The organism is Bacillus sp. AK128, assembly GCF_053903075.1.
This window is the reverse complement of record NZ_CP096379.1, coordinates 1,837,491-1,859,339: the sequence shown is the minus strand read 5'-3', so window position 1 is coordinate 1,859,339 and position 21,849 is coordinate 1,837,491. Positions and strand designations below refer to the sequence as shown.

Annotated in this window: 31 protein-coding genes and 1 pseudogene; 2 read left to right on the top strand and 30 right to left on the bottom strand. The window is 32.8% G+C overall.

Annotated elements, in window-relative coordinates:
• Positions 1-4 precede the first annotated feature (4 nt).
• Positions 5-991: a hypothetical protein gene (locus tag M1D60_RS09185; protein ID WP_456278858.1), complete on the bottom strand. Its 987-nt coding sequence runs from the start codon at positions 989-991 to the stop codon at positions 5-7.
• Between the two features lie 16 nt (positions 992-1,007).
• Positions 1,008-1,460 (bottom strand): FixH family protein, encoded by a 453-nt coding sequence (locus tag M1D60_RS09180; protein ID WP_456278857.1) that lies wholly within the window; start codon positions 1,458-1,460, stop codon positions 1,008-1,010.
• A 226-nt stretch (positions 1,461-1,686) separates the two neighbouring features.
• Between M1D60_RS09180 and M1D60_RS09175 the strand changes: the two genes are divergently transcribed.
• Positions 1,687-2,409 (top strand): ZIP family metal transporter, encoded by a 723-nt coding sequence (locus M1D60_RS09175; protein WP_456278856.1) that lies wholly within the window; start codon positions 1,687-1,689, stop codon positions 2,407-2,409.
• A gap of 78 nt (positions 2,410-2,487) precedes the next feature.
• Positions 2,488-2,832 carry a hypothetical protein gene (locus M1D60_RS09170; protein ID WP_456278855.1) on the top strand — a complete coding sequence of 115 codons (345 nt, stop codon included), beginning with the start codon at positions 2,488-2,490 and terminating at the stop codon, positions 2,830-2,832.
• A gap of 142 nt (positions 2,833-2,974) precedes the next feature.
• On the opposite strand, the gene M1D60_RS09165 is transcribed toward M1D60_RS09170, so the two are convergent.
• From M1D60_RS09165 to M1D60_RS09030, 28 genes and pseudogenes are all read right to left on the bottom strand, one after another.
• A complete protein-coding gene (locus M1D60_RS09165; protein ID WP_456278854.1) occupies positions 2,975-3,862 on the bottom strand; it encodes a protein kinase domain-containing protein in 888 nt (295 codons plus the stop codon).
• Between the two features lie 164 nt (positions 3,863-4,026).
• Positions 4,027-4,923: a CPBP family intramembrane glutamic endopeptidase gene (locus M1D60_RS09160; RefSeq protein ID WP_456278853.1), complete on the bottom strand. Its 897-nt coding sequence runs from the start codon at positions 4,921-4,923 to the stop codon at positions 4,027-4,029.
• A gap of 11 nt (positions 4,924-4,934) precedes the next feature.
• Positions 4,935-5,795, bottom strand: a complete 861-nt coding sequence (locus tag M1D60_RS09155) for a hypothetical protein (RefSeq protein ID WP_456278852.1) — start codon at positions 5,793-5,795, stop codon at positions 4,935-4,937.
• 256 nt (positions 5,796-6,051) lie between these two features.
• The gene (locus M1D60_RS09150; RefSeq protein WP_456278851.1) at positions 6,052-6,906 is read right to left on the bottom strand and encodes a copper amine oxidase N-terminal domain-containing protein; all 855 of its coding nucleotides are present in this window, start codon (positions 6,904-6,906) and stop codon (positions 6,052-6,054) included.
• A gap of 281 nt (positions 6,907-7,187) precedes the next feature.
• Positions 7,188-7,592 (bottom strand): GNAT family N-acetyltransferase, encoded by a 405-nt coding sequence (locus M1D60_RS09145; RefSeq protein ID WP_456278850.1) that lies wholly within the window; start codon positions 7,590-7,592, stop codon positions 7,188-7,190.
• A 205-nt stretch (positions 7,593-7,797) separates the two neighbouring features.
• Positions 7,798-8,313: a hypothetical protein gene (locus M1D60_RS09140; RefSeq protein ID WP_456278849.1), complete on the bottom strand. Its 516-nt coding sequence runs from the start codon at positions 8,311-8,313 to the stop codon at positions 7,798-7,800.
• Between the two features lie 135 nt (positions 8,314-8,448).
• Positions 8,449-9,219 (bottom strand): annotated as a pseudogene (locus M1D60_RS09135) (phosphotransferase).
• Positions 9,220-9,355: 136 nt separating this feature from the next.
• Complete coding sequence (locus tag M1D60_RS09130; protein ID WP_456278848.1) at positions 9,356-9,961, bottom strand: rhomboid family intramembrane serine protease; 606 nt, start codon at positions 9,959-9,961, stop codon at positions 9,356-9,358.
• A 127-nt stretch (positions 9,962-10,088) separates the two neighbouring features.
• The gene (locus M1D60_RS09125) at positions 10,089-11,039 is read right to left on the bottom strand and encodes a GNAT family N-acetyltransferase (protein ID WP_456278847.1); all 951 of its coding nucleotides are present in this window, start codon (positions 11,037-11,039) and stop codon (positions 10,089-10,091) included.
• Between the two features lie 97 nt (positions 11,040-11,136).
• Positions 11,137-11,640: a phosphoribosylanthranilate isomerase gene (locus M1D60_RS09120; RefSeq protein WP_456278846.1), complete on the bottom strand. Its 504-nt coding sequence runs from the start codon at positions 11,638-11,640 to the stop codon at positions 11,137-11,139.
• A 117-nt stretch (positions 11,641-11,757) separates the two neighbouring features.
• On the bottom strand, positions 11,758-11,940 hold the full coding sequence (locus tag M1D60_RS09115) for a hypothetical protein (RefSeq protein ID WP_456278845.1): 183 nt from the start codon (positions 11,938-11,940) through the stop codon (positions 11,758-11,760).
• 122 nt (positions 11,941-12,062) lie between these two features.
• Entirely contained in the window at positions 12,063-12,347 is a 285-nt protein-coding gene (locus M1D60_RS09110) for a hypothetical protein (protein ID WP_456278844.1), read from the bottom strand.
• Positions 12,348-12,568: 221 nt separating this feature from the next.
• A complete protein-coding gene (locus M1D60_RS09105; protein WP_456278843.1) occupies positions 12,569-12,796 on the bottom strand; it encodes a hypothetical protein in 228 nt (75 codons plus the stop codon).
• A 105-nt stretch (positions 12,797-12,901) separates the two neighbouring features.
• A complete protein-coding gene (locus M1D60_RS09100; protein WP_456278842.1) occupies positions 12,902-13,687 on the bottom strand; it encodes a class I SAM-dependent methyltransferase in 786 nt (261 codons plus the stop codon).
• A gap of 474 nt (positions 13,688-14,161) precedes the next feature.
• Positions 14,162-14,698: a hypothetical protein gene (locus M1D60_RS09095; RefSeq protein WP_456278841.1), complete on the bottom strand. Its 537-nt coding sequence runs from the start codon at positions 14,696-14,698 to the stop codon at positions 14,162-14,164.
• A gap of 82 nt (positions 14,699-14,780) precedes the next feature.
• Positions 14,781-14,954, bottom strand: a complete 174-nt coding sequence (locus M1D60_RS09090; protein WP_456278840.1) for a hypothetical protein — start codon at positions 14,952-14,954, stop codon at positions 14,781-14,783.
• A gap of 97 nt (positions 14,955-15,051) precedes the next feature.
• Positions 15,052-15,201, bottom strand: a complete 150-nt coding sequence (locus tag M1D60_RS09085; protein ID WP_456278839.1) for a hypothetical protein — start codon at positions 15,199-15,201, stop codon at positions 15,052-15,054.
• 112 nt (positions 15,202-15,313) lie between these two features.
• Entirely contained in the window at positions 15,314-15,967 is a 654-nt protein-coding gene (locus M1D60_RS09080) for an HAD family hydrolase (RefSeq protein WP_456279398.1), read from the bottom strand.
• A gap of 57 nt (positions 15,968-16,024) precedes the next feature.
• Positions 16,025-16,666 (bottom strand): HD domain-containing protein, encoded by a 642-nt coding sequence (locus M1D60_RS09075; protein ID WP_456278838.1) that lies wholly within the window; start codon positions 16,664-16,666, stop codon positions 16,025-16,027.
• 120 nt (positions 16,667-16,786) lie between these two features.
• The gene (locus M1D60_RS09070; protein ID WP_456278837.1) at positions 16,787-17,221 is read right to left on the bottom strand and encodes a hypothetical protein; all 435 of its coding nucleotides are present in this window, start codon (positions 17,219-17,221) and stop codon (positions 16,787-16,789) included.
• A 122-nt stretch (positions 17,222-17,343) separates the two neighbouring features.
• Positions 17,344-17,940, bottom strand: coding sequence for a protein kinase (locus tag M1D60_RS09065; RefSeq protein WP_456278836.1), 597 nt, complete (start codon positions 17,938-17,940; stop codon positions 17,344-17,346).
• A 150-nt stretch (positions 17,941-18,090) separates the two neighbouring features.
• The gene (locus M1D60_RS09060; RefSeq protein ID WP_456278835.1) at positions 18,091-18,318 is read right to left on the bottom strand and encodes a hypothetical protein; all 228 of its coding nucleotides are present in this window, start codon (positions 18,316-18,318) and stop codon (positions 18,091-18,093) included.
• A 196-nt stretch (positions 18,319-18,514) separates the two neighbouring features.
• Positions 18,515-18,940 carry an NUDIX hydrolase gene (locus M1D60_RS09055; RefSeq protein ID WP_456278834.1) on the bottom strand — a complete coding sequence of 142 codons (426 nt, stop codon included), beginning with the start codon at positions 18,938-18,940 and terminating at the stop codon, positions 18,515-18,517.
• A gap of 125 nt (positions 18,941-19,065) precedes the next feature.
• Complete coding sequence (ribD, locus tag M1D60_RS09050) at positions 19,066-19,488, bottom strand: bifunctional diaminohydroxyphosphoribosylaminopyrimidine deaminase/5-amino-6-(5-phosphoribosylamino)uracil reductase RibD (RefSeq protein WP_456278833.1); 423 nt, start codon at positions 19,486-19,488, stop codon at positions 19,066-19,068.
• Positions 19,489-19,649: 161 nt separating this feature from the next.
• Entirely contained in the window at positions 19,650-20,009 is a 360-nt protein-coding gene (locus M1D60_RS09045; RefSeq protein WP_456278832.1) for a YciI family protein, read from the bottom strand.
• 147 nt (positions 20,010-20,156) lie between these two features.
• Positions 20,157-20,696 (bottom strand): histidine phosphatase family protein, encoded by a 540-nt coding sequence (locus M1D60_RS09040; RefSeq protein WP_456278831.1) that lies wholly within the window; start codon positions 20,694-20,696, stop codon positions 20,157-20,159.
• Between the two features lie 34 nt (positions 20,697-20,730).
• Positions 20,731-21,162 (bottom strand): NUDIX hydrolase, encoded by a 432-nt coding sequence (locus M1D60_RS09035; protein WP_456278830.1) that lies wholly within the window; start codon positions 21,160-21,162, stop codon positions 20,731-20,733.
• Between the two features lie 214 nt (positions 21,163-21,376).
• Positions 21,377-21,838 (bottom strand): DUF5662 family protein, encoded by a 462-nt coding sequence (locus M1D60_RS09030; RefSeq protein ID WP_456278829.1) that lies wholly within the window; start codon positions 21,836-21,838, stop codon positions 21,377-21,379.
• Between the last annotated feature and the right edge of the window lie 11 nt (positions 21,839-21,849).

The window sequence follows — 21,849 nt, the reverse complement described above, 5'->3', positions numbered from 1 at the left end:
TCCATCACCTTCTTAGCATTAAATAGGGACCATCTTGAAGAGCAATTTGCCGATCTAGAGTAAAGTTATCTAAATTTATAATAGAAAGATGATTTCCATCGATACTTGTTACATAAAGATTTTTCTCATCACTAATGATGTGATAAGGGTTTTGACTGACATCAATAATAGCCTTTACTTGTTGCTCTTGTGTATCTATTTGATATACTTCATTTGAACCATGACAGATCACATAAACGTTTGATTTTGTCACACTATATAATTCAATTGGCATTAACCCAACTTCTATCTGGTTTTCTTCCTTACCTGTTTCTACATCATATAAATAAATGCTTTTGTTAAGCTCACCATATGGACCATGGCCCCCAACCCATAAACGATTTCCATCAAAAAACACTCCTGATGGTCGGTCTATGACAGGAAAAGATTCTACAACCCTTTTTTCCTTTATATCAATCACTGAAATAGTGGCACTGTCTAAATTGGACACATATAGATGATTTTTAGCAGGATTAATTGTCATAGACATGGGAGAACTACCTACTGTTATTTCATCGCTAATGATTTGTTTCTTTTTATCAAAAAAGTAAACCTTATTTTCCTTTGTATCAGCTAAAAATATATAATCCGTTTCAGAAGTATCAAGAATATTCGTGATTCCGATCCCAATTTCTGAAGTAATCTCCTTAATGGTTCCATCTAAAAAGTTAAGAGAGTATATGCCATTTTCATTTTCTTTTGTGAAGATTGCCTGATCGCTGTCTTGTTTCCCAATTGCCTTGACAGTAAAATCGACATTCATCGTTTCTATTATCTCTTTTTCATCCAAGCTGTAAATCGATATAGATGGGCTTTTCAAATGAGTAATTAGCACGTATTCCATATCTTTTGGTAAAGAAATCTTTTGTACACAGCCGCTCATTACAATTACCAGAAAGAATAGTGTAACTAAGCTTTTATATAAAACGGTTCCTTTTAAAGCCTTCCTCATAAACAAACCTCACTTATTAATGATTATGTGAACCTTCGTTACTCTCTTCTTCTGAAGCTTCTACTTCCTGGGAACCGACATGAAACTCTACTCTTGGCATCGTATGCATATCTCTAGCAGTGACGTGAGCTACTACAAAGTATTTCCCTTCATGAAGGAAGTTTTTTTCTATACTATATACTCCTTCTCCAAGGTAATCTCCTTCCACCATCTCACTAGTATCCTGACCTGACTCTATAATTTCGAACATCACTTCATTTGCATCTTCAACATTCTCTTCACCCTGAGTAACATGTGCTTTAAATGTCACTTCTTCATTAACCTCTGGATTCTCTGGATTAACAGTTAAATGAACTTCTAACACAGCCATGTTGCTTTGGTTTTCATTGAGATTTCCCTCACCTGCTCCGCTGCATCCTACTAAAGCCGTCATAACCATTGCCAATATGAAGAATATTTTCTTAAACATATCATACCATTCCTTTTCTTTTTGATTAACGATGATCAATATACAGATTATTGTAATAAAAGAATGTGAAATCATTGTGAAGTTAAGTGAATTTAGGCTTCTGTTCACATTTACTTTCTATCCAGGTTATCCAACTTACTGTAAGTCTCTTTATACATCTAACTATTAACATCTTTCTCCCTATACCTACATAGGATATATCAATTACCATTGTGGAGGAAACAATATGTCCCTTTTACCAATTTTTATATCTTCATTTTGTACAACCCTTGGTGCTATCCCTGTACTATTAATTAAAAACCTATCTCATAAAGGAAAAGATATTACATTAGCTTTTACTGCCGGGATTATGGTTGCAGCATCCGCATATGGATTAATTCCATCTGCAATCAAATTATCTAATATATCCACTTTAATTGTAGGTATATTAATAGGGACATTTGTGCTTACTTTAATAGAAGTTCTGATTCCTCATACTGATTTAGATCATTCTAAACAGCCAGTTGGACATGCCCATGTCATGTTGTTTATGATCGCCATGTCGATTCACAATTTTCCGGAAGGTTTATCTGTTGGTATATCCAATGTAAGTAGTGACCTTGATCTGGGGCCTCTTGTTGCCTTTGCCATTGGATTACAAAACATTCCTGAAGGATTTTTAGTTGCGTTATTCTTGGTTACACAGGGAATTAGTCGTATGAAGGCAATTTTGTTTTCTTCGGTTACTGGATTAATCGAATTTAGCGCGGGAATTTTCGGTCATTTTTTTGGAGAAATCTTTCAATATGTAATTCCATATGGGTTAGCTTTTGCTGCTGGTTCCATGTTGTTTGTCGTATATAAGGAATTAATTCCAGAAAGTCATGGGGATGGACATGAACGAGCAGCCACCATTACATTTATCTTAGGATTTATTACTATGATATGGTTAACGGAGTTTTTCAGGTAAATTTTACGTAGGTCTTCACATAAATATTTTTCCTTTAGGAAACAATTATAGAAACTAGCATATTGGAGACCAACACGTATGATATTTCTTGCCCTTTTGTTAATAATAGGTGGATTAATCATTATTAATGCTATTTATGCTTATCACACAAAACATATTGATGCTCATTTTTTATCTACTTTGTGGTACTATGTTAAACTTTTCCCCTTTTTTCTATCTGCCAGTATGATGATTGGATACGGAGTAAAGTTTCTAACCAAAATTGTAAATAATCTAACCTTCTCTCTGATCTTATCTAAAGGGTTAGAAATTATAGTTAGCGTGGCAATTGGCTATTTATTTCTAAAGGAAATTCCTAACTGGCGAACAGCAATGGGAATAGCCATTATATTAGTTGGCTTTTGGGTACTAAAAGGAAAATAGACACTATTTCTTCGGCTTATGTATATTCTTTTATATAGGCTATTCATCCATGAGCCTTAAATTAGTATACTTAAAAACAAGCTGGCTTACTGTTAACAAAGACTTACCTTAACATTTAGAGTTCTTCGGTTGAATCATGGTTTTATTTATTTAAGGCACAGTTCCAATCATCATAAAATTCCTTTACAGTTCCATATCTTTTACTGCGATTTTCTTCAACCGCTTTTAATGCAACTTCATAAAGCCCTAGATTAGCCTCCCATTTAGAAATAGACCGATCCATTTCACCCCCTATTAATCCAAACGCAATTGCTCCAAGATTAAAAACATTGGTAACAGAATCAATTGGAGACCCATATGCATATTCTTCTGGTGATTTAAAACGTTTTGAACCCCAAAAATCTTCTCCCAAATTATTTATAGAAGGTGAAACCCGATAAAAGTCAATATCGCATATTTTTGTTTTATTGTTTCTAAAGTCATACAAAATACTACCATCATAAAAATCAACTGCAACATATCCTTTCGATTCTACAAAAGTATGGAAAGAAAATATTACATCTAAAGCTTCTAAACATTTTTCAACTCCTAATTTCTTAAAACGATAAAATGGTGATTCAGGGTTTGTATATTTTGCTTTACCACCAAATGACCAATGAGAATGTAAGCATTCACCTTCGAACCATTCAAATACTAAGGCATACCCATTTGGGGTGGAAAAGTGATCTAATAACATTATTAAGTGTGGATGTTCTAACGCTTGGTAAACTGGCACAGCCTTTTTCAATCTTTCAACAGCATCCTCAGGGTTTCCAGTGAAGTTAATAGGTTTTGATCCAGCATATTTAACAAAATACTTTCGTTTATCTCTTTCAACACCGAAACTAATATTTCCTGAATCTTGCTTATCAAACACACAAAAAATAGTACCCAACTGCTTTAACCAATCAAAAGTATGCTCTTCTTGAAGTTGAAAATCCACCTTATCAAGTGTGAAAGTAACTAAATTAGTTTGTTGAATTTCTTCCAATATACGAACCCTCCTATATAGAAATCAAACCTGCTATGATAATCAAGGTAAATTTTAAGTAATCTTAGCTGCTTAAAAAATAACCTAGTCCCATATAAACTAGGCTATTCTTATATTTATTTAGCTTATTGAAATTTTGAGCTACCCAAACAAGTATATAAACCCTACAGTTGAACTTGTTTTACCTCTTGTTGAACGTTTGGAAGGCGACGTTTGTTGAACAAGACAATGCCAAACACTGTCCACATAAGAAAGACTAGCAGAATAATAATTAGGCTACTGTATTCAAAGAAATATATATTCAAGCTCATACTAAGATTATAGAGTCCATGAACGGCAATCATCATCCATAGATTTCTTGTCCAAATTAAAAGAACACCAAGAATGAGACCAACGTTTGTATAATAGATAAAACTCCCAAAGCTCTCAGAAAACGTGTACTCGTTAGCCAAAATATGTCCAATTCCAAACATAAGGGATGAGAGAAAAAGACCAGTTAATAATGCTGGAAATTGACTTCTCTCTGGTTTATACCGACGATAAATTAACGAAATTAAACACATGGTAAGCAAGATATATGAAATTCTGGATACTTCTTCTAGACCAGCCAACACACTACGCGTTATAGAGGAACCGTAATAATCAAGATTTTCAAATAAATGATAAGTACTGTAGTCCCCATCCTCTTCTTCAAAGTATATATCTTCGTAAAAAGTAGGAGCATATCCTAAATGGTCTTCTGTATCTTCTTGATACCCTGTCATAAATTCATCTAAATAAGAAGCAGTAGAATGGTCTAGTAAATAAGTTAATGTGAAGCACACTAAAAAAGCCGTACAAAATTGAAACAAATAATACAGTCTTGACCTTTTAATGTCTTGTTCTTTCCATGTTCTATGAAGGGGAACGGCTAGAAAGATTGAAGCAATTAAGAGATACATATAGAGTTCATCTAAAAAATAGCTATACCCACTTCCCCATAACAAAAGTTCGGCTCCCACTGTGACAAGAAGCATGCCGATTAACACCGGTTTGGTGAATTGCGAAAAACTAGTTTGCATATAATCCTCCTTTATTCCTCATAAAGGTATTGATATTCATATTGATACGAATTGATCTGATAGGTAGATAAATAAGACCGTTTTGTTTTAATATAGTCATCCCATTCAAAAAGTAATTCCTCTAAGGATGCACCGTAATTCTCATTCATGGTTGCTATTACATTTGGTGAATCATATAGAGAAACATATAGATCGATTCCGTAAGTATCTATTAAATATTTTGAAAAAGAAGCAACACCGTAATAACGTGCTTGTGGCAGTGGCCCATAATCCTGGTAAATCACATCTTCTGTGAAGTCATGATTGACAAAAAGAGAGGGCAAACTGACTTGGTCGTGATGTTCCTCGTGAATCAGCCAGTAATCATGAGCATCCATCACTTCTGTTGGATTTTCCTCTAAAAATAAATAGTACCCAAGTCCAATCGTTGTAAATGGACTCGTTTTTGCTCGCTTTGGAAACAAATTATATAACAATTGTTCTTCGATGTTCCATGTTTCAATAAATAGTTGATCAGGATCATAAATGGTAGGAGAGATGTAAGGAGGCAAATAAGATTCACCTTCTGTATAGGGCTCCAACACCAGTGTCACATTCTGAATGGGTGTTAAATGAGATTGTGTTGCCTCTAGGATGGCTTTTGTTGAGGATTCTATCTTTTCAATGATATCCTTCATAAGTTGATGATCGTATTCCCCGTTATTCACGACTGTTATAGAGACGTCTGTAACCGTAATCGTTTCTTTAGGAGATTTTTCAATTTCGGAGTGTTCTTCAGATGAGAGAACATAGTAGCCGATTCCATTAAAAATGAATAAAAATAGTACAATAGAAATAACCCATTTGTTGAGAGGCAGCAATACTTGTCTCATGTTTCGTTCTCCTTACCTATATAATGTTTTCATCATATCAGACTGAAACTAGATTCGAATACTAGGAATATTTAGCAAAGTAAATGTTTACAGAATTCTTCCATTTATCTTCGCCTTATTTAATAATAGATGTTCATAGTGGTTAGTAAGGAAAGCTGAAAATAAATAAAGACCCTCTGAAAATAAGAAGGTCTGTTTCAAAAAAAGATTTACTTAATTCTAACTACTTATCGAGGGGAACGGAACAGTCATATGGTCATGCTACTGTATCACTAATAATTGTTCGGAAACCGTTCTTTGATGCAGATTCAATTAACTGAAGAATAGATTCACTTGCATCTTTGTTAAACAAATACCATTGATTTTCATTAGCGTCATACATCAAGACTTCAGGTAGTTCAGACGAAGTTTCTTCTTGATAAGGTTGAACTAAAGAGTATATATCAAAGCGTTTTATACTTTTCCCTTCTTTGTCTAGAAAGTCAAATTGACCATTTTTATAATAGTCCCCAGGTTCAACACTATGTATATGCCATGCGTATCTAGTAGGAGGGTTAACCTTTTCACCTTTATTTTTAACAAAAATATCATAAAATGCTGTGTTATATACATTTCCTTGGAATTGCTCTACTACGCCCCCCATAGTCATGCGGTATTCTCTTTGCAATACATTTACTTTTACCCCATTAATAAATAATGGTTCGGTATCGATTGTTACTGTTGAGTTTTTGTACTCAACTTTACAACCAAACGTTTTTGATAGAAAACGAAGCGGAACCATTGTACGGTTATTCTTGATATATGGGCTCACATCTAACAACTCTGTTTTACCATTTTTTAAAGCTACTTTGCTATTCGGTTTTAAGACTACTTTCATGTCGCCTTTAGTAATAGTGATGTTATGATCAAACCACTCGACTTTAGCTCCTAAATTTTCACTAATTACACGTAAAGGCACCATTGTCCTATTGTATTTTATTTCTGACTCCACATCGGATAAGACAGGAACACCGTCAACTTTAATTTGAACACCTGCTGCATAGGTATTTGTATTTGATGTAGTTATAAATAAAATCAATGCTAGGAAAATTCCTAAGAAAACCTTTTTCATTGTTTAATAGCTCCTTTTGTAGTTAATGTAAGAATTTATAACCTAACTTAAAAGAAAGTTAAATTAATACCTTCTCTTCCATATCTCTCCATCTACAATATAGACGTAAAAAAGAAAAATTTAGTTTTAAATTTTTCCCAAGAATGATAGAAAATATTTTGTTCAACTAAACTCCCGTTTGTTTCAACCTCACACATGTTCTTATAGGGAGCAACTATATGAGAAATTTTGTTAACGGATAAGTAAAAAGGGACCGTCATCAGACGATCCACTTTCTGTAATTAAATCCCTGATTGCATCTCGTAATTCCTTACGATCATCCCATTTACTTTAATCATTCCGAATTTATAATAATACTCAACCAAATCATCATCACAACATAAGTCAATCATATATATCTCATTTAATTCGTTAAGCATGAGTTTAACTAATTCTTTCCCAATTCCTTTATTTTTGTATTCTGGAAGGACTTCCAGAAGCGGAATATAGGCACTAAGAATTCCATCACTTATTGAAGTAATAAATCCTACTACTTTTCCAGTCTCTCCATCTAGGGCTACAACAATCTTCCAACTATTTTGCAATAGTCTTAAATGCGTTTCAGGACTTGGTGGATTAGGCCAATCGACGAAAAAACCTATCAACATATCAGGTGTTATATCTTCTATAGACGTTTTATAGATCATAAAATCAACTCCTATTTTTTAATAGTATAGAAAGTTGATAAATATCAATTATAAAGTAACAACAAATTACCTCCTAGCTTTAAAGTGCTACTATATTACTATTCTCCACAATGGAAAAATTTCCTTTATATAATTTACCTGTTTCTTCAATTAGGCTAACTACTAATCTTAGAGTGTTCATCTTCACATTCTCACCCGTTAGCGATTATTCATCATTGCTGTTTACCAACTGTTCACCATCTATTGAAAGACCTATAATATCGGGTAATATGGAATCTAGTGGCTGATCATAAGAAATAAACCATAATCTAATGCCTTCATTTGTCTTTATAATTTTAGCTTTTTTATCATTAGACGAAGTAACTTCAACTATATCAGGGTTTTTCACCACACCATATGAGAAATAAAGGACTTCTTCTCTGTTCGAGAAAACAGCTGACAAACCTTTTTCTGGATTGAGAGAAGCTTCACCTGATTTTGTTATCCAATTAAACTTCTGATCTATTACTCCTGCTCTTAAACCGCCATTACTTCGATAAAAGACAAGGAAACCATAATCAATCACCTCAATATGGTATACCACTTGAACCCCTTCACTTTCGGGAATATTATTATAAATTAGTTGAGCAAGAGATGTTTCATTTTTTGTAGAACATCCATTTAAAAAAAGCATAAGGGCCATTAATACTGAAGCCGAAACAGTAAAAAGAGTTTTTCTCACTATATACCTCCATTTAAAACCCTTAATTTGATATTTGCATGGTTTACAATTTCACCATAAAAATCCTACATTCGTTTTGATGATTTGACCCGAAATCTACCTCTTATACAACACCACATAAAAATTTTCTCACCTTTATATCCACTCTTCCCCATGTTCACGAATGAATTTGATATCGTTTTCATAATGTTCAAGATGCCCTTCATCTATCATTTTTTGAAAAGCCATATCCCCTTCATTAGCTTTTCTTTTCATGTATTTACATAATCCCTCTAATCGCAACAACACCATCTCTAAAAATCCTTCTCGCATTCCATCAATACCGTAAGATTCAAAAAATAATTCAACTCTTTGTTTTGTTCGATCTGCATCCTCTGTTGAATTATAATAGACAGGCTGCCCTGTTTCATTATGATGAAGCCTACTTAAAGGAACGCAAGTGTAAAGAGTGTATGCTATATCCCAAAGTCTCGGACCAGGAGCAATAACGTCAAAATCAATAATACCTACTGGCTTTTTGTTATTAAAAATAATGTTATAGATAGCAAAATCATTGTGACATACAACCTCTATATTACTCGGAGTATTATCCATCTGTTTCCAATCATGTAATAATGGAAAATCAACGACAGCATCATGATAAAGCCGAAGCATTTTCGCTATTTCTATTAAAACATCATTAGTCCACATATATTTTTTTTAAGGATAGTTACCAGCTTCTCCTTCAATAAATGATAAAATCTCTCTATTATTTTCATCAATTCCTAAAAACTTCGGCGCAAAATAAAAACCTTTTCTTTCCAAATGTTTAAAAAGTTTATGAGTTTTAACACTATTAGTCTTTAATTCTCGCCGAACAGTATCTTCTGAAAGATATACGTTCGAGACGTTACCCCCTGTTAGCATTTCTTCATTTTCGTACTCACATTAACTCTCATTAAACTCTCCTGCACTATAGTTCAACAAAAAAACTCTATTCCTCCTTGAATTAATGCCCTCTTTTACTTGAAGAAGCCTTTTTTCCTATTTACCAAATACAATGCTAATTAGGATTCATTTTCGTATTAACTTTGAATAGTAAAGGTGCAATTAATAGTCCCCCAAAAAAACCTCCAAGATGCCCTGATATACTAATATTTGGTGTTAATATAGTTCCTACAAACCCAAACAATGTAAAATAGAGAATAAATCTTCTATCAAAAAGAGAGAATAAATGCCTTTCTTTTAAAAGCACAAATATATATATTCCCAAAAAACCATAACCTACACCAGAGGAACCAGCTAACGGTACTGGGTAATTTGAAAACAAATGAATTATTAAACCTGCAAAAACACTGAGCATAATATATGTAAATAGGATTAATTTACTCCCTATAAGCTTCTCAAGAGGTCTTGAAAGTATTAATAGAAAAGGAAAATTTATAAGAAAATGAAGTAAACTCATATGACCAAATGAATAGGTTAACAAACGCCAAATTTGTCCATCATTAATTTTTTGTTTGTCATATGCACCTAATAGTAGGCGTGTTTCATTATCGAACCCACCTATTAGAGCAATGATTGCTAAAAGGGTATAACTAGATAACCCTATAGTTGTAATCGGATACACTCTAATAAATGTATAAATGTCCTCTCTTACTTTAAACAATATATCACCAACTCTTATCACTTTTTATGTACATTTACTGAAACTCCTTATTACACAAACCTTACCGCTAGTCAAAAAGCGAATGCTCTTATTGAATACTAACACCCTATAGCTTAAGTACACTTTTTCACAAACTGGCAATTGTAGTTTCAATTTCTTTTTGATAAGTAATTAACGAAGGTGACGGAGAAAAGGGGAAATTTCTAAACATCTCTATTGAGTATAAGTCAGTCGTATCAATCTCACCTACAATGTATTTATAGCCCTCACTTTTGGTAGACCTTATTTGAATGGCAGTTAATAAAATAATTAAATTTAAATCCGTTTCTCTCTTAGTGCCTCTCCACCCAAATTCCAGGGTATTATCATCTTCACCTTCATGTAATAGAGCAAATGCAAGAATATCTTTATTCTCAGATAATGCAATGTAACTATGATTCACCAAAGTATCTTTACTGAATATTAACTTCTCCCAAGCATGTAAATCATTTTTTCTTGGAGGATTATCCTTATGTGTAGCTTCATAAGTTTCTTTTACGAAGGAGATTAGCTTCTTTTTTAATTGTCCATCTTTTCTAATATCATTTAAAGTTTCAATAGAGATCTGAGTATTACTATACTTTTCTATGAATTTCACATCTAATTCTTGAATCTTAGTTATTTTTAATATGGGCAAATAAGTTCGTCTAATCTCTTTGAAACCACTTTTTTCATAAAACTCTTTTGTGAAATAATTAGTTTCACAAATCAAGGTTTGAAGTGGGAAATTAATATCCTGATTACTTTCTACTAATTTTAATAACTGATCTTCCATACCAATGTCCCTAAACAAAGGATCTACAATAATAGAAATATAAGAGCAATTTGGATGGAAGTTTGTATTCCAGCTTGTAATGCCACCTACAATTTCATTTTTGTGTAAAGCAACATAGGTGCAAAGGTTACTAGGACTTTTCCATCCTCGTTCGAAATACATCTTGGAATTGTTATCATCTCCAAAACAAATAGTAAGCAATTGATTTATAGAATCGTTATGAACAGAATTATATTCTTTAATTAATATTTCATCATTGTACATCGTCATCACTTCACTCTCGTTTACTATCTAAATCTATTCTTCCAAAGCCAAAAGCCCTTCTCCTTCTTGAAGAATAGCCCCCGTTCGCAATAAGATTTTAGTTAGCGTATATCATACTTTTTAAGAAGTCTATCTTTCTAAAATCTTTACTATTATTGTTATCTGCTCGGTAACTGTCCTTGGATGAAGATTCGTAAACACTTAAATATTGGTTCGGATTTAGTAAATAATACTTTACATCTCCCATTTGATGCATTTCTAAATCTTCTAATTGTACTCCTGCAAAACTTGGCAAAGTGTCAATTATACCAAACTCAACTGATAATCCGTCTTTCGAGAACTCATGTTCATGTAAATCAATCAAGTTATATTCCATTAAATTCATAATGTTCACTATTTCATTCCAGTTATGTATATTTAATTCGGGCGGTACTTCCCAACCTCTTTTATCACCAGGCACATGTATATCTAAGTCTTGTGCATCCCAACTCTTTCCTGTAATGACCTCTAAACCCACAGACCCCATTAACAATGGAACAATTTTAATATCATTTAGCTTTTTTGCAATTATAATAAACTCATCATACTTTTGTTTATCCATTTGCCTCTCCATTTTTTCGTTATTTCACCATGCTTCTTCAACTCTACTGTCCGTTAGTACAGTAACTTCAACAAAAAAGCGTCAATCTCTTCTTGGAACAAAGCCATAAGACATTGTTCACGGTTTACCCTCTAAATCATATATTCTCTGTTCAAGCTCTTTTATTTTTTTACTAATAGTCAATGCTGTTGTAAAAGCAATAAGTCCGAAAATAAATCCCATAGTTCCTAATATGAACCCCACATAATTCCCCCTAATTTTATCTTTAGGATATGACTCTAAATCTATTTTACTACTCAACTCTCTTCTCCTTTACTTTAATAAATAAGGTGCTTCATTCTTCCTAAGAATACGCACCCCGTTCGTTATACATAAAGACTTACACAATAGTTGAATATTAAATAAATGATGACAATCAGTCATTATTTCTTTCGTTTTTGTTCTAAAAATATAGGTGCTATATTTATTAAAATAGAAACAATTGTCAAAAACCAAAATGCCCTAGCCATACCAGGTATTACATCCGATAAAGCCGCCCAATCTTCCACTTTTACCCACCGAGTTAGATAACTGTAATCTGCACAAATTGTTAATGCTGTAAATGATAATGCCATCGCCATTGCAAGCTTATAATCTTTTCCTGCTGCATACAAAGAAAGATTTATAACAGTTGCAACTATTGCAATAATACCTAATATTATCCACATAACTATTCCCCCATATATTTTTATTTATGTAGTGTAAATTATATCTTCTTACTTCTAATCATATCACCGTTCCTTTCGTGAATTCTTATTGAACAAACGTGCCTATACTTCAATAAGAACAGCCACTAATCCTTCTTGGATCAGTAGCTGTTCTTCTTCATTCATATTAGCCCCAATAATTTAGTACATTACATTACCTTACATTACAAGCTAACTACTTCTTATTGCATCATTTGGTAGAATAGATATAATTGATGAAAGCCAGGAACTAACAAAGCAAGAAAAAGAGTAATTACTGCAAGAAGCTTTGATTGTTTTATCAGACGATCATCTGCCTCTTTTAGGTGTTCGAAGTATGTAAGAGCGAAATAAAGACATGCGGTCAACATAAAGGCTGAGAATATCCCTAACCAAATTCCTATTGAACCCGTAAAAGCTAGTTGGTCCATTCAAAAACACTTCCCCTTCAATATCACTAAACTATGATTATTTGTACATTGTTATAATTCTACCAACTCTTAAACAATCCTTCTCCCTTAGCTAAGATGAAAAGATCATCCTTTAATAGCTTTGATTATCATAGTAGTAGGAAATTTCTTTGCCTTGTAAAGAGAATAATAACGGTCAGAGACCTCTTCACCCTCTGTATCTATTCCAGTTGAAACATCACTTTCGATGACAGACTCAATTGTAAACCCTGCTCTTATCAGCTCATTTATGTAGGTTGCCATCTTTCTTTTAGGAATTACAACGGGAGCATCTTCTCCCTTAAAGTTAGGATATTTAATAACCCCTTCATTTTGATAAGATCCATGAAGGTAGATTTGACCGTTCTGACTTTTTAAATGAGCGTAGAGAGGGTGATCCCAGCTAAATATAAAGTACCCACCAGGCTTTAGATATGAATAAATAAGCCTAAAAGTTTCAGGAAGATCTGTTGTCCATCCAATAGCATATATAGAATAAACCACGTCAAAATATTGCTTTGGTATTCCGATGTCATCTTCCATTGGTGCACAAAATAAATTAGCTTTTACATCATTAACAGTATCCTTTGCTACTTTAATTTGGGCCTCTGATAAGTCAATTCCCCAAAGTTCTCTGGCACCTTTATCTGCCATATATTTCAATGAATGACCACTTCCACAACCAATTTCAACAACTTTTTTATTTTTTATTTCATCAAAAAGTAATAACTCGTCTTCGGTTTGTGCATAAGGACCATAACTAGGTAATGCACCCTTTCCATTAAAGTGATGTGCTACTTTATCCCAGCTATTTTTGTTTTGTTTAAGAATTTCAGTGGACAAGCAAATTCCCCCATCCATAAGCTTTATCATGATTAACCCTCATTTTAAAAAAATTTAGTTTTTACAATTTTAACATAATATTCCAAATAGGAACTCCTATATTCTGAAAAGAATAAAAAAAGACCGCCTAGATGACGATCTACTTGAACAAACCTTCCTCTTTAGCTGAAGAAGGAAATATAAATTTAGATACTATCTATTATTGAATAAATGAGTAATATTACCATAACAACTAATATTACATTTTTGGAGTAATTCCTGATTCTTTCACTGTTAAAGGTCTTAGTTAACAAATAAAAAAATCCTACAACCCAAATTCCATCCTGAAAAAATGTAGCTATAATATTCCTTAACATATTGAATAGGAAATATAAATCCATGATGTCCTCCCATTAATCAATAATTTATTAATAATATTCAACAAAAAAAGCATTAACCCTTTTGGATCATGCTTCACGTTTAAAATCCTTATTAAATTAACGCCCCTATTAGCACAATAAAACTTTAATTAGTTATCCACTTATCCTTATCGGATAATACACTTAAAATGTCTTCTTTAAAACTTTCATTTAATTTATAAAAATGAACACCAGACATTTCGAAAACATCATTTTTTTCATAGAAAAAAAATTGTATTAATATTCTCCCCTGAGCTAATTCATCCTCCCACTTCTCAACTTGCCTAAATATTATCGTATATTCTGCACCTCTATCTTCAGGCAGCTCAGATATATACCTTTCAATGTCATATTTACCTATATGTTTATGTGCCTCATCAAACTGGCTGAGTAATTTTTTTATTTCCTTCTCATCTGATACATATTGATAAAAGCTTCGTTCACCATCTGTTTCTCGTTTCATTGCTTCCATAACCATTGGTTTTTTGAATGGTACAAAAGAATAATGAGGATATTCATCAATATTCCCCTTTGGAAAAGTAAATGGATTGTATAAATAGGTTTGATTTATATAAATAAAAACCGAAACTAATAGAATAAATACACCTATGATAACAAATCTTATTTTCCTCAAAAAATTCATTCCAACACCTCCATTACTTAGCTGCATTTCCGTTTATCTAGCTATTAAACTTAAGCCACCCTTTAGTTTAATAAAAACGATGTTACTTTTTTTGTAATTCTTCCTTAATTTCTTTTAAGAGTTCAATGTATTTTCCTTTTTGAACAGATCCAAATTTAAGTTCTATAAGAATTTTTTCGATTTTATTATTAGCTAAATAAATACCGATAACAATTAAAAGTAACAAAAACATAACTCCAAATATAAATAAATCCAAAACGATTACCCCCATATTTTTTTATTCAATAAAATATACTTTAACCTATTGAATTATCCTTCCCGTTAGTTAAAATAACTTCTTAGCTTAATATAGATTATTTTCTTTTTTCTTTAATTAGATCGTACAGATCAATTAAGGCACCAAATATAAAACCTGAAAACACATCTGTAGGTGAGGGAGCACCGCCAATCCATATAGAAGAATAAATTATACTAATGATTCCAATAACCCATGTAAAAAACAAATAGATTCCCCCTTTCTGTGGAACTAAACTTCCCGTTTGTTTATAGCTTCAACAAAAATAAGCGATAATCCTTTCTTGGATCATCGCACCCGTTACTTGAATAAGGCTTTTTTTACTCTTTTTCATACCTGAAATTTTTTAGTGATTCTATGAATTCACTTATGTTACTTAACATTTGATCTGGTTGAACACTAAATTCTAATGTCTGATAATTTGGCAACCATTGTACTCCGATTGTATGTACGTTTGCTTGTTTACCAGCTAAAATGTCAGCGTCACTATCTCCTAAAAAAATAGCATCCTTGTTTTTTATGTTAAGCTGTGCCAATGCCTTGTTCAATCCTTCAGGATGAGGCTTTGGTATAGTAACATCATCACCTGTGATGATCACATCAAATAAGTCATTCATATTAAGACAATCCAAAGAGATAATCAGACTTCTACTAGCTTTTCCTGTTACAATCCCCAATTTATACCCTTCTTTTTTCAAAAACAGTAGTAAATCCTTAATCTCCTCAATCTCAATAACAAGCTCTTGGTGCTTTTCGCTATATTTTTCATAATATAATTCAATTGCTTTGTCAGGATTTGTATCCATAAGATTTTTTCTAATGATTCCAGTCTCAGAAGGACCGAACATTGCCTTTATTTCATCTGGTGTAACTTCTTTGTTATCAAAGGTCTTAAATACAGCTTGAAATGCATAAAAACAAACTGGCAAAGTATCAGCAAGTGTTCCATCAAAATCAAAAATAATCGCTTTAATACCCCTACACACCCTTTATCATATTAATATACCTACTATATAAAAGAAGCCTTGAAACTAGAAATCTATGTTGGTATATATTGAATCCTCTACGCCTGGGAGCAGTTTGTATATACTTTTATCGAGCAATTCTTCAAGCTCATTTTTAATTGTATAAAATCCCTTCCAGTGCAAGGAAGTGTTTGAAGTTGTTCCATGACGTAAACCAACTGATACCAATCTTTTTTCAAGTGTAGTATAGCCCTCGGAATCAGCAAGAGCATCACACAAAGTGATTACTTTATTATAAAAATCATATGTGCTGTTCTCTTCAAGAATTTCAACCAACTTTATTTTCATGTGTTTAGGAACAAGGCTCCAATCGGCTGCTATTTCTATATGATCATTCTTGCAGGGAAATGAATGGGTAACACAAATAATTGCATTACCTGTAAAACCTAATTCCTTGAAATAATTGTACCCATCGTATGAATGAATAACAGATTTGGTAAATCCTTTATACCTACCTATGTCGTGCAAAAGGGCTGCGTTATAACCTAAAACAACATCAAGTTCAAACCCATGTTTATTTAATTCCATCAAGATGTTCTCAGTAGCTCTTGCGACATTTATAGAATGTTTATACCAGGGTCCTGGGTTTTGGTTATATGCCCATTCCATAAGCTCATTTGCATAATTTCTATCCAATATATATTTCATGGGATTTCTTTCCCTTTCTTTTAAATCCGTATTTATAACTCATTCCCTACTGAAGCATCATTTTCCTTTTTAAGCTATCCTTCTCCGTTACTTCAATAAGGAAAGGGCAATCCCTTGTTCCTACAAGGGTTTTCTACCTTTCTTTTCTACTATGTATGTTATTATTACAAAGAATAATATCGCACCTATTGCCATATAAAAAGGACTATATATACTTTTTCCTGCATATTCCCCATCTCTTATAGCTTTTATATAAGCACCGTTATCATCCACAGCTATTGCAATCTCTGTACTTACATTCTTTATTGAATAATATTTTGTACCTCTTTTATAAGTATTTGAAAAATTACCATAATAAGTACCCTCAATATCTGAATGCTTTGTGACTTTTCCTATTTCTTTTTCAATCTCTGTGACGTACTCATCACTAACCACATAAACATAACCATCATAGACAACAAATGAATGTGCCCATTCAGCGAAGGATTTATTCGATATTAGAAGTGGTAACAAGAATGTGAACAATAATATGGAACTTAATAATTTTCTAATCATCAACAATCTCCACCAATTTATAATTGAGAGTCCTTTCATCCAAAAGCGTTAAAATACTTTCTGGATCAACGCCCCCGTTTGTTTAAGTACATTTCTTCGCAAATCTACTACAATCATTCACTTTACTCCTTACCGCAATTATGACAGCGTTTATCTATGTCATTTTCCCCATACATCCGTAGCTCCTTTTCCCGTCCACAAACGTTGCAGAAATCAAAGTGAATTTGCGGAAGAACACCTTCTTCAGCTAAAGGAACCCACTCCTGTTCATATAAACTCTTCGTCATTCCATAATCCGTAAAGACGAGTTTGCCATCGTTATTCAAGCCATAATTGCTACTGTCTTTTAGATCAAAACAGTCAAAGTCTTGATCTAATATATGTAATACACCTTTATAAAAATTTGGCAGTAAATAATGATGTTCTTGTAAATTTATCTCATAGGTTTGATTATCCTTGAGATCTAAAGGTCGATAGTATTTCTGTACAGAAATATATTCATCAACGTAAAATGTTGGAGCAAGTAACATATCAAGACCTTTAGCCACCATTGAAGTATAGATGTTTAATTCATTATATGATTGTTTATATCCAAGTGGATGCAAATGTATTTTTACAACATAATCGGCAATTCTATAAACTTTCCTTGTGGACCCTATACCAACAAAGTTTTCATTTTTACAATACACTTTCCAATTTTGAATTAAATGTTCAAGCAATACTGTTTTCACCTCATACTTCTATGCAGAGTAATAAATATCGATTTCTTCCTTCTTGAGCTAACCTTTCCCGTTTGTTTAATACCTTCAACATAAATAGGCGATAATCCTTCTTGGATCATCGCCCCTTTTAGCCTAATAAGATAAATTTTATATGCCCGAATTGACCAGATGCGAAAACAATCCTACCAACCCTATAACAATTGCAATGCTTAATAAAGCAATCGTATATTTCTTTTTAAATAGATTAAATATCGAAACTATTACACCAAGAGTTAAAAGTACAACAGTTGAAACAATGTCTTTAACAAAATACATATAATTTAAAACCCCTAAAATCACCAATAGCAAAGGCAATAAATTTATGAAAAACTTCATTTCATATCCCCCCAATATCTACCCTATAATAACATAATTATCCAAATTTCAATCGAACCTTCTTGAAGTAAACTTACCCTTTACTTCCATAAAAAAAGGTGCGATCTCCTCTTGAAGAATAATCCTTCCCCTATACTGGAACAACGGGCGGCAGCTTGTTCAGCGCCCTCTATAATGCATAATACTAATAATTCATTTAGTAACTTTCTTGTACCATTTTCTCGGCTAGTTTAATGTTTTCCTTTAAATATGCAGGTAGTTTCGTATGAGCAAGAATTTCAGAAGTAGTCATCCAAATTACACCATCAACTTCAATGCTTTTTGCGTAAGGTTCTCCCGTTTTGTGGTGACACAGAAAAACTATATCAATTACATTGATGCCTGATTCAGTAACAAAGGAGGAACTATTTACATATTTAAGACCTGTAACTTCGCTACCTACTTCTTCAAGAATTTCTCGTTTTAAGGTTCTCTCTAGAATATCAGATGAAACACCTTCAATTTCACACTTTCCGCCAACTAGTGAAAGAGAACCTCCAGCGTGTTCCTCCTTGTCACTTCTCAGAATTAAAAGCCATTTACCATCACGGTGTATAGCACCTTCTACATTTACTACAAACATAAAGCAACCCCCTAAAAAGATATATCCATTTTCAACTATCCTTACCCTATAAGCTTAATCAGTCCACTTAAATAAGCGATATGTCCTTCTTGGATCAACGCCCCCTTTACTTTAAGTGAAAATCTTCACAAAGCAGTAGTAACCTTTGTCAAATAGTCTTTTAAATCTCTTTTAATTTCATCAGTATAAAGATCGGTAACTACTTCAATATGTTGTTTTTTCAGGAAATTTACTCCTTTTCCATTCACCTTAAAATAAGGATCTATTATACCGATTACAACTCTTTTAATTCCTGCTTCTTCCACAGCTTCACAACAGGGAGGTGTTAAACCATAATGAAAACATGGTTCTAATGTGCTATATAATGGAGCACCCTTAGCTTTATCTCCTGCTTGTTTTAATGCATTCACTTCTGCATGATTTCCACCTTGCATACTTGTATGACCCTTACCCACTATTTCTCCATCTTTTACTATGATAACTCCAACAGGAGGATTTCCACCTGTTTTACCTTTAGCTAATCTACCTTCTAAAATGGCTTCATACATGAACTTTTCATCAATTATAATGCATTTTTGCCCTCCTCTTATTAACGTTACTCTTTCGTTAGGCTGCTTTTTAAGTTTGGCATTAATTTCCTATTCATTAGCATACAAAAAAACTCATGCCTTATTGCAGGAGCGCAATCTTTACTTGAACTAATAATATACTAAATAATCCCTAGTTCTTTTTGAATCTTATGTTTGTAATCTATATATCCCTGGTCAAAATCTGGACTTTCATTTTCATATTTACTCATTTTATAATCCCATTTTTCTATCTTATAACTGAAGATCCCATTTTTAACTGTAGGATCATTTTCAGCAAATTTAATAACATCATCTTCCTTAGCTGCATCAATAACAATTGCTCCTCCAGCTGAACCTCCAAATGGGCCAGCTAAAATTATATTCCCTTTATTATATTCGGTTTGGACATACACTGCATGTTCAGGCATGAACGGTTGATTATGTAGAACTACTCCATCTCTCCAATTTATTGATGGAGTTAACAATATTAAATACCTCATAGGCTTTTCTCCTTTAATTTTTCTTTTGAGATTATTAAACTCTACTTCTTCATTTGTTTAATAACTTCAACGAAAATAAGCGATAATCCTTCTTGGATCATCGCCCCTTTAGTTGAAGTGAAAATATTCACAATCTCCGTTGATATTTCAATTCCATATTCGCTCAAAAGTTATTTCATTGTTTTCTGTTTTTAGAAGATAAATATCTGGATTACTTAACTTATTCCAATCTTCAAAACCAAACTCTTTATTATAATAATTTAATAGTAAGGACATTATATTTCCATGCGTAACAATAATAGTATTTTCAACACCTTTATTTATAACGGTATTTAGAACACTTACAATCCGATCCGTCGCCTCTTGACTAGACTCTCCACCTTCATACTTTAAGTCAAAATCCTCAAATGTTGCTCTTAACTTTTCAAACCAATCCGAAAGAGGTTTAGGACTTAACAAACGTTCTGCTAGTTTGCTGTTAATTTCTATCTCAATATTTAACTGATTGGCAAGTGGTTGTATCGATTGGATAGCACGTTTATAAGGACTTGATATTATTCGTTCAACTTTAATGTCAGCGAAAAAATTAGTCAAATCTATGGATTGCTTTAAACCACTTTCTGTAAGTTGTGCTTCAGGTGGCTGTCCTTCAGCCTCACAATGCCTAATAACATAAATTTTCTTCAATTATACCACTCCAATATTATGTATAAAGTTAACATTACGATTGAATTGAAAGCAAAGCCTCGGCACATTTAATACTTTCCTTTAAATAGTTTGGTGATTTGGGGTGTCTTAATATTTCTTCAGTAGTTAACCATAATACCTCTTCTACCTCATCAGGACTTTTAGGAAATGCCTCACAAGAATCATATTCGCAAAGGAAAACAATATCCACTACATTCTCACCAGCATCTGTAACGAAAGATGTACTGTGTACATAAGTTAACCTGTCTTTTACTTCCACACCGACTTCTTCTAAAATTTCACGCTTTAATGTTCTTTCTAATATATCTGATGAATTTCCTTCTATATCCAACTTACCTCCAACAAGGGAAAGCAGACCGCCTGCATGTTCCTCATGTTTGCTTCTTTCAATTATTAGCCACTTATCATTTTTCCTTATAGCACCTTCAACATTTACGAAAAACATTTTTAAGTACCCTCCCCCAATAAATTATCTTTATTACTTAATCAAAGTTTTGTTATTTTCCTTTCAAAACATTTGATTATTGAACTAAACGACCCAATAAAGAATGAGGGATCAGCAGCAGCTAATCCCTTTTTGTTATTCAACATACGCACCCATTAGTACATATATTCACAATGTTGATGAACTAAAAAAGTAACGAAAGATAAAGCAAAATTTACTTTTCACTCTTTTCTCTTACCCTTTTCATAATAAATTGCAATTCTATTTTTGTATCAGGGTGTAATACAATCTTCTCGGAAAGGTCCAAGGTTGAATTTTCAACCTTCCTTCCCCACTTCCTTGAAAATGATCGCCAATCACAGACCATTTCTAGGAGGTATTTTCTGGGCATAGGTAGGGCTTTTTTGTTTTTCGGATCTACAACCCAATACTCCCAATGATGTTTATTTTTATGTTGGTGATGAAGCCAAGCGTACTTCCATTTCATTTCTTCTTCGACACTTAGTTCTCTACCTAAAAAAAATTTCTTAGCATAGGGGCAAAACTCTTTTGGTGAAAACTTTGAAAAGTCATGAATAATACCTTGTATATATAATCCTTCCTTCCAACATTCAATAAGTACATTCAATTTATGTTCAAAGATATATATGAAGTTCCTCCAATAAGCATTTAACAAAAGTATCCACC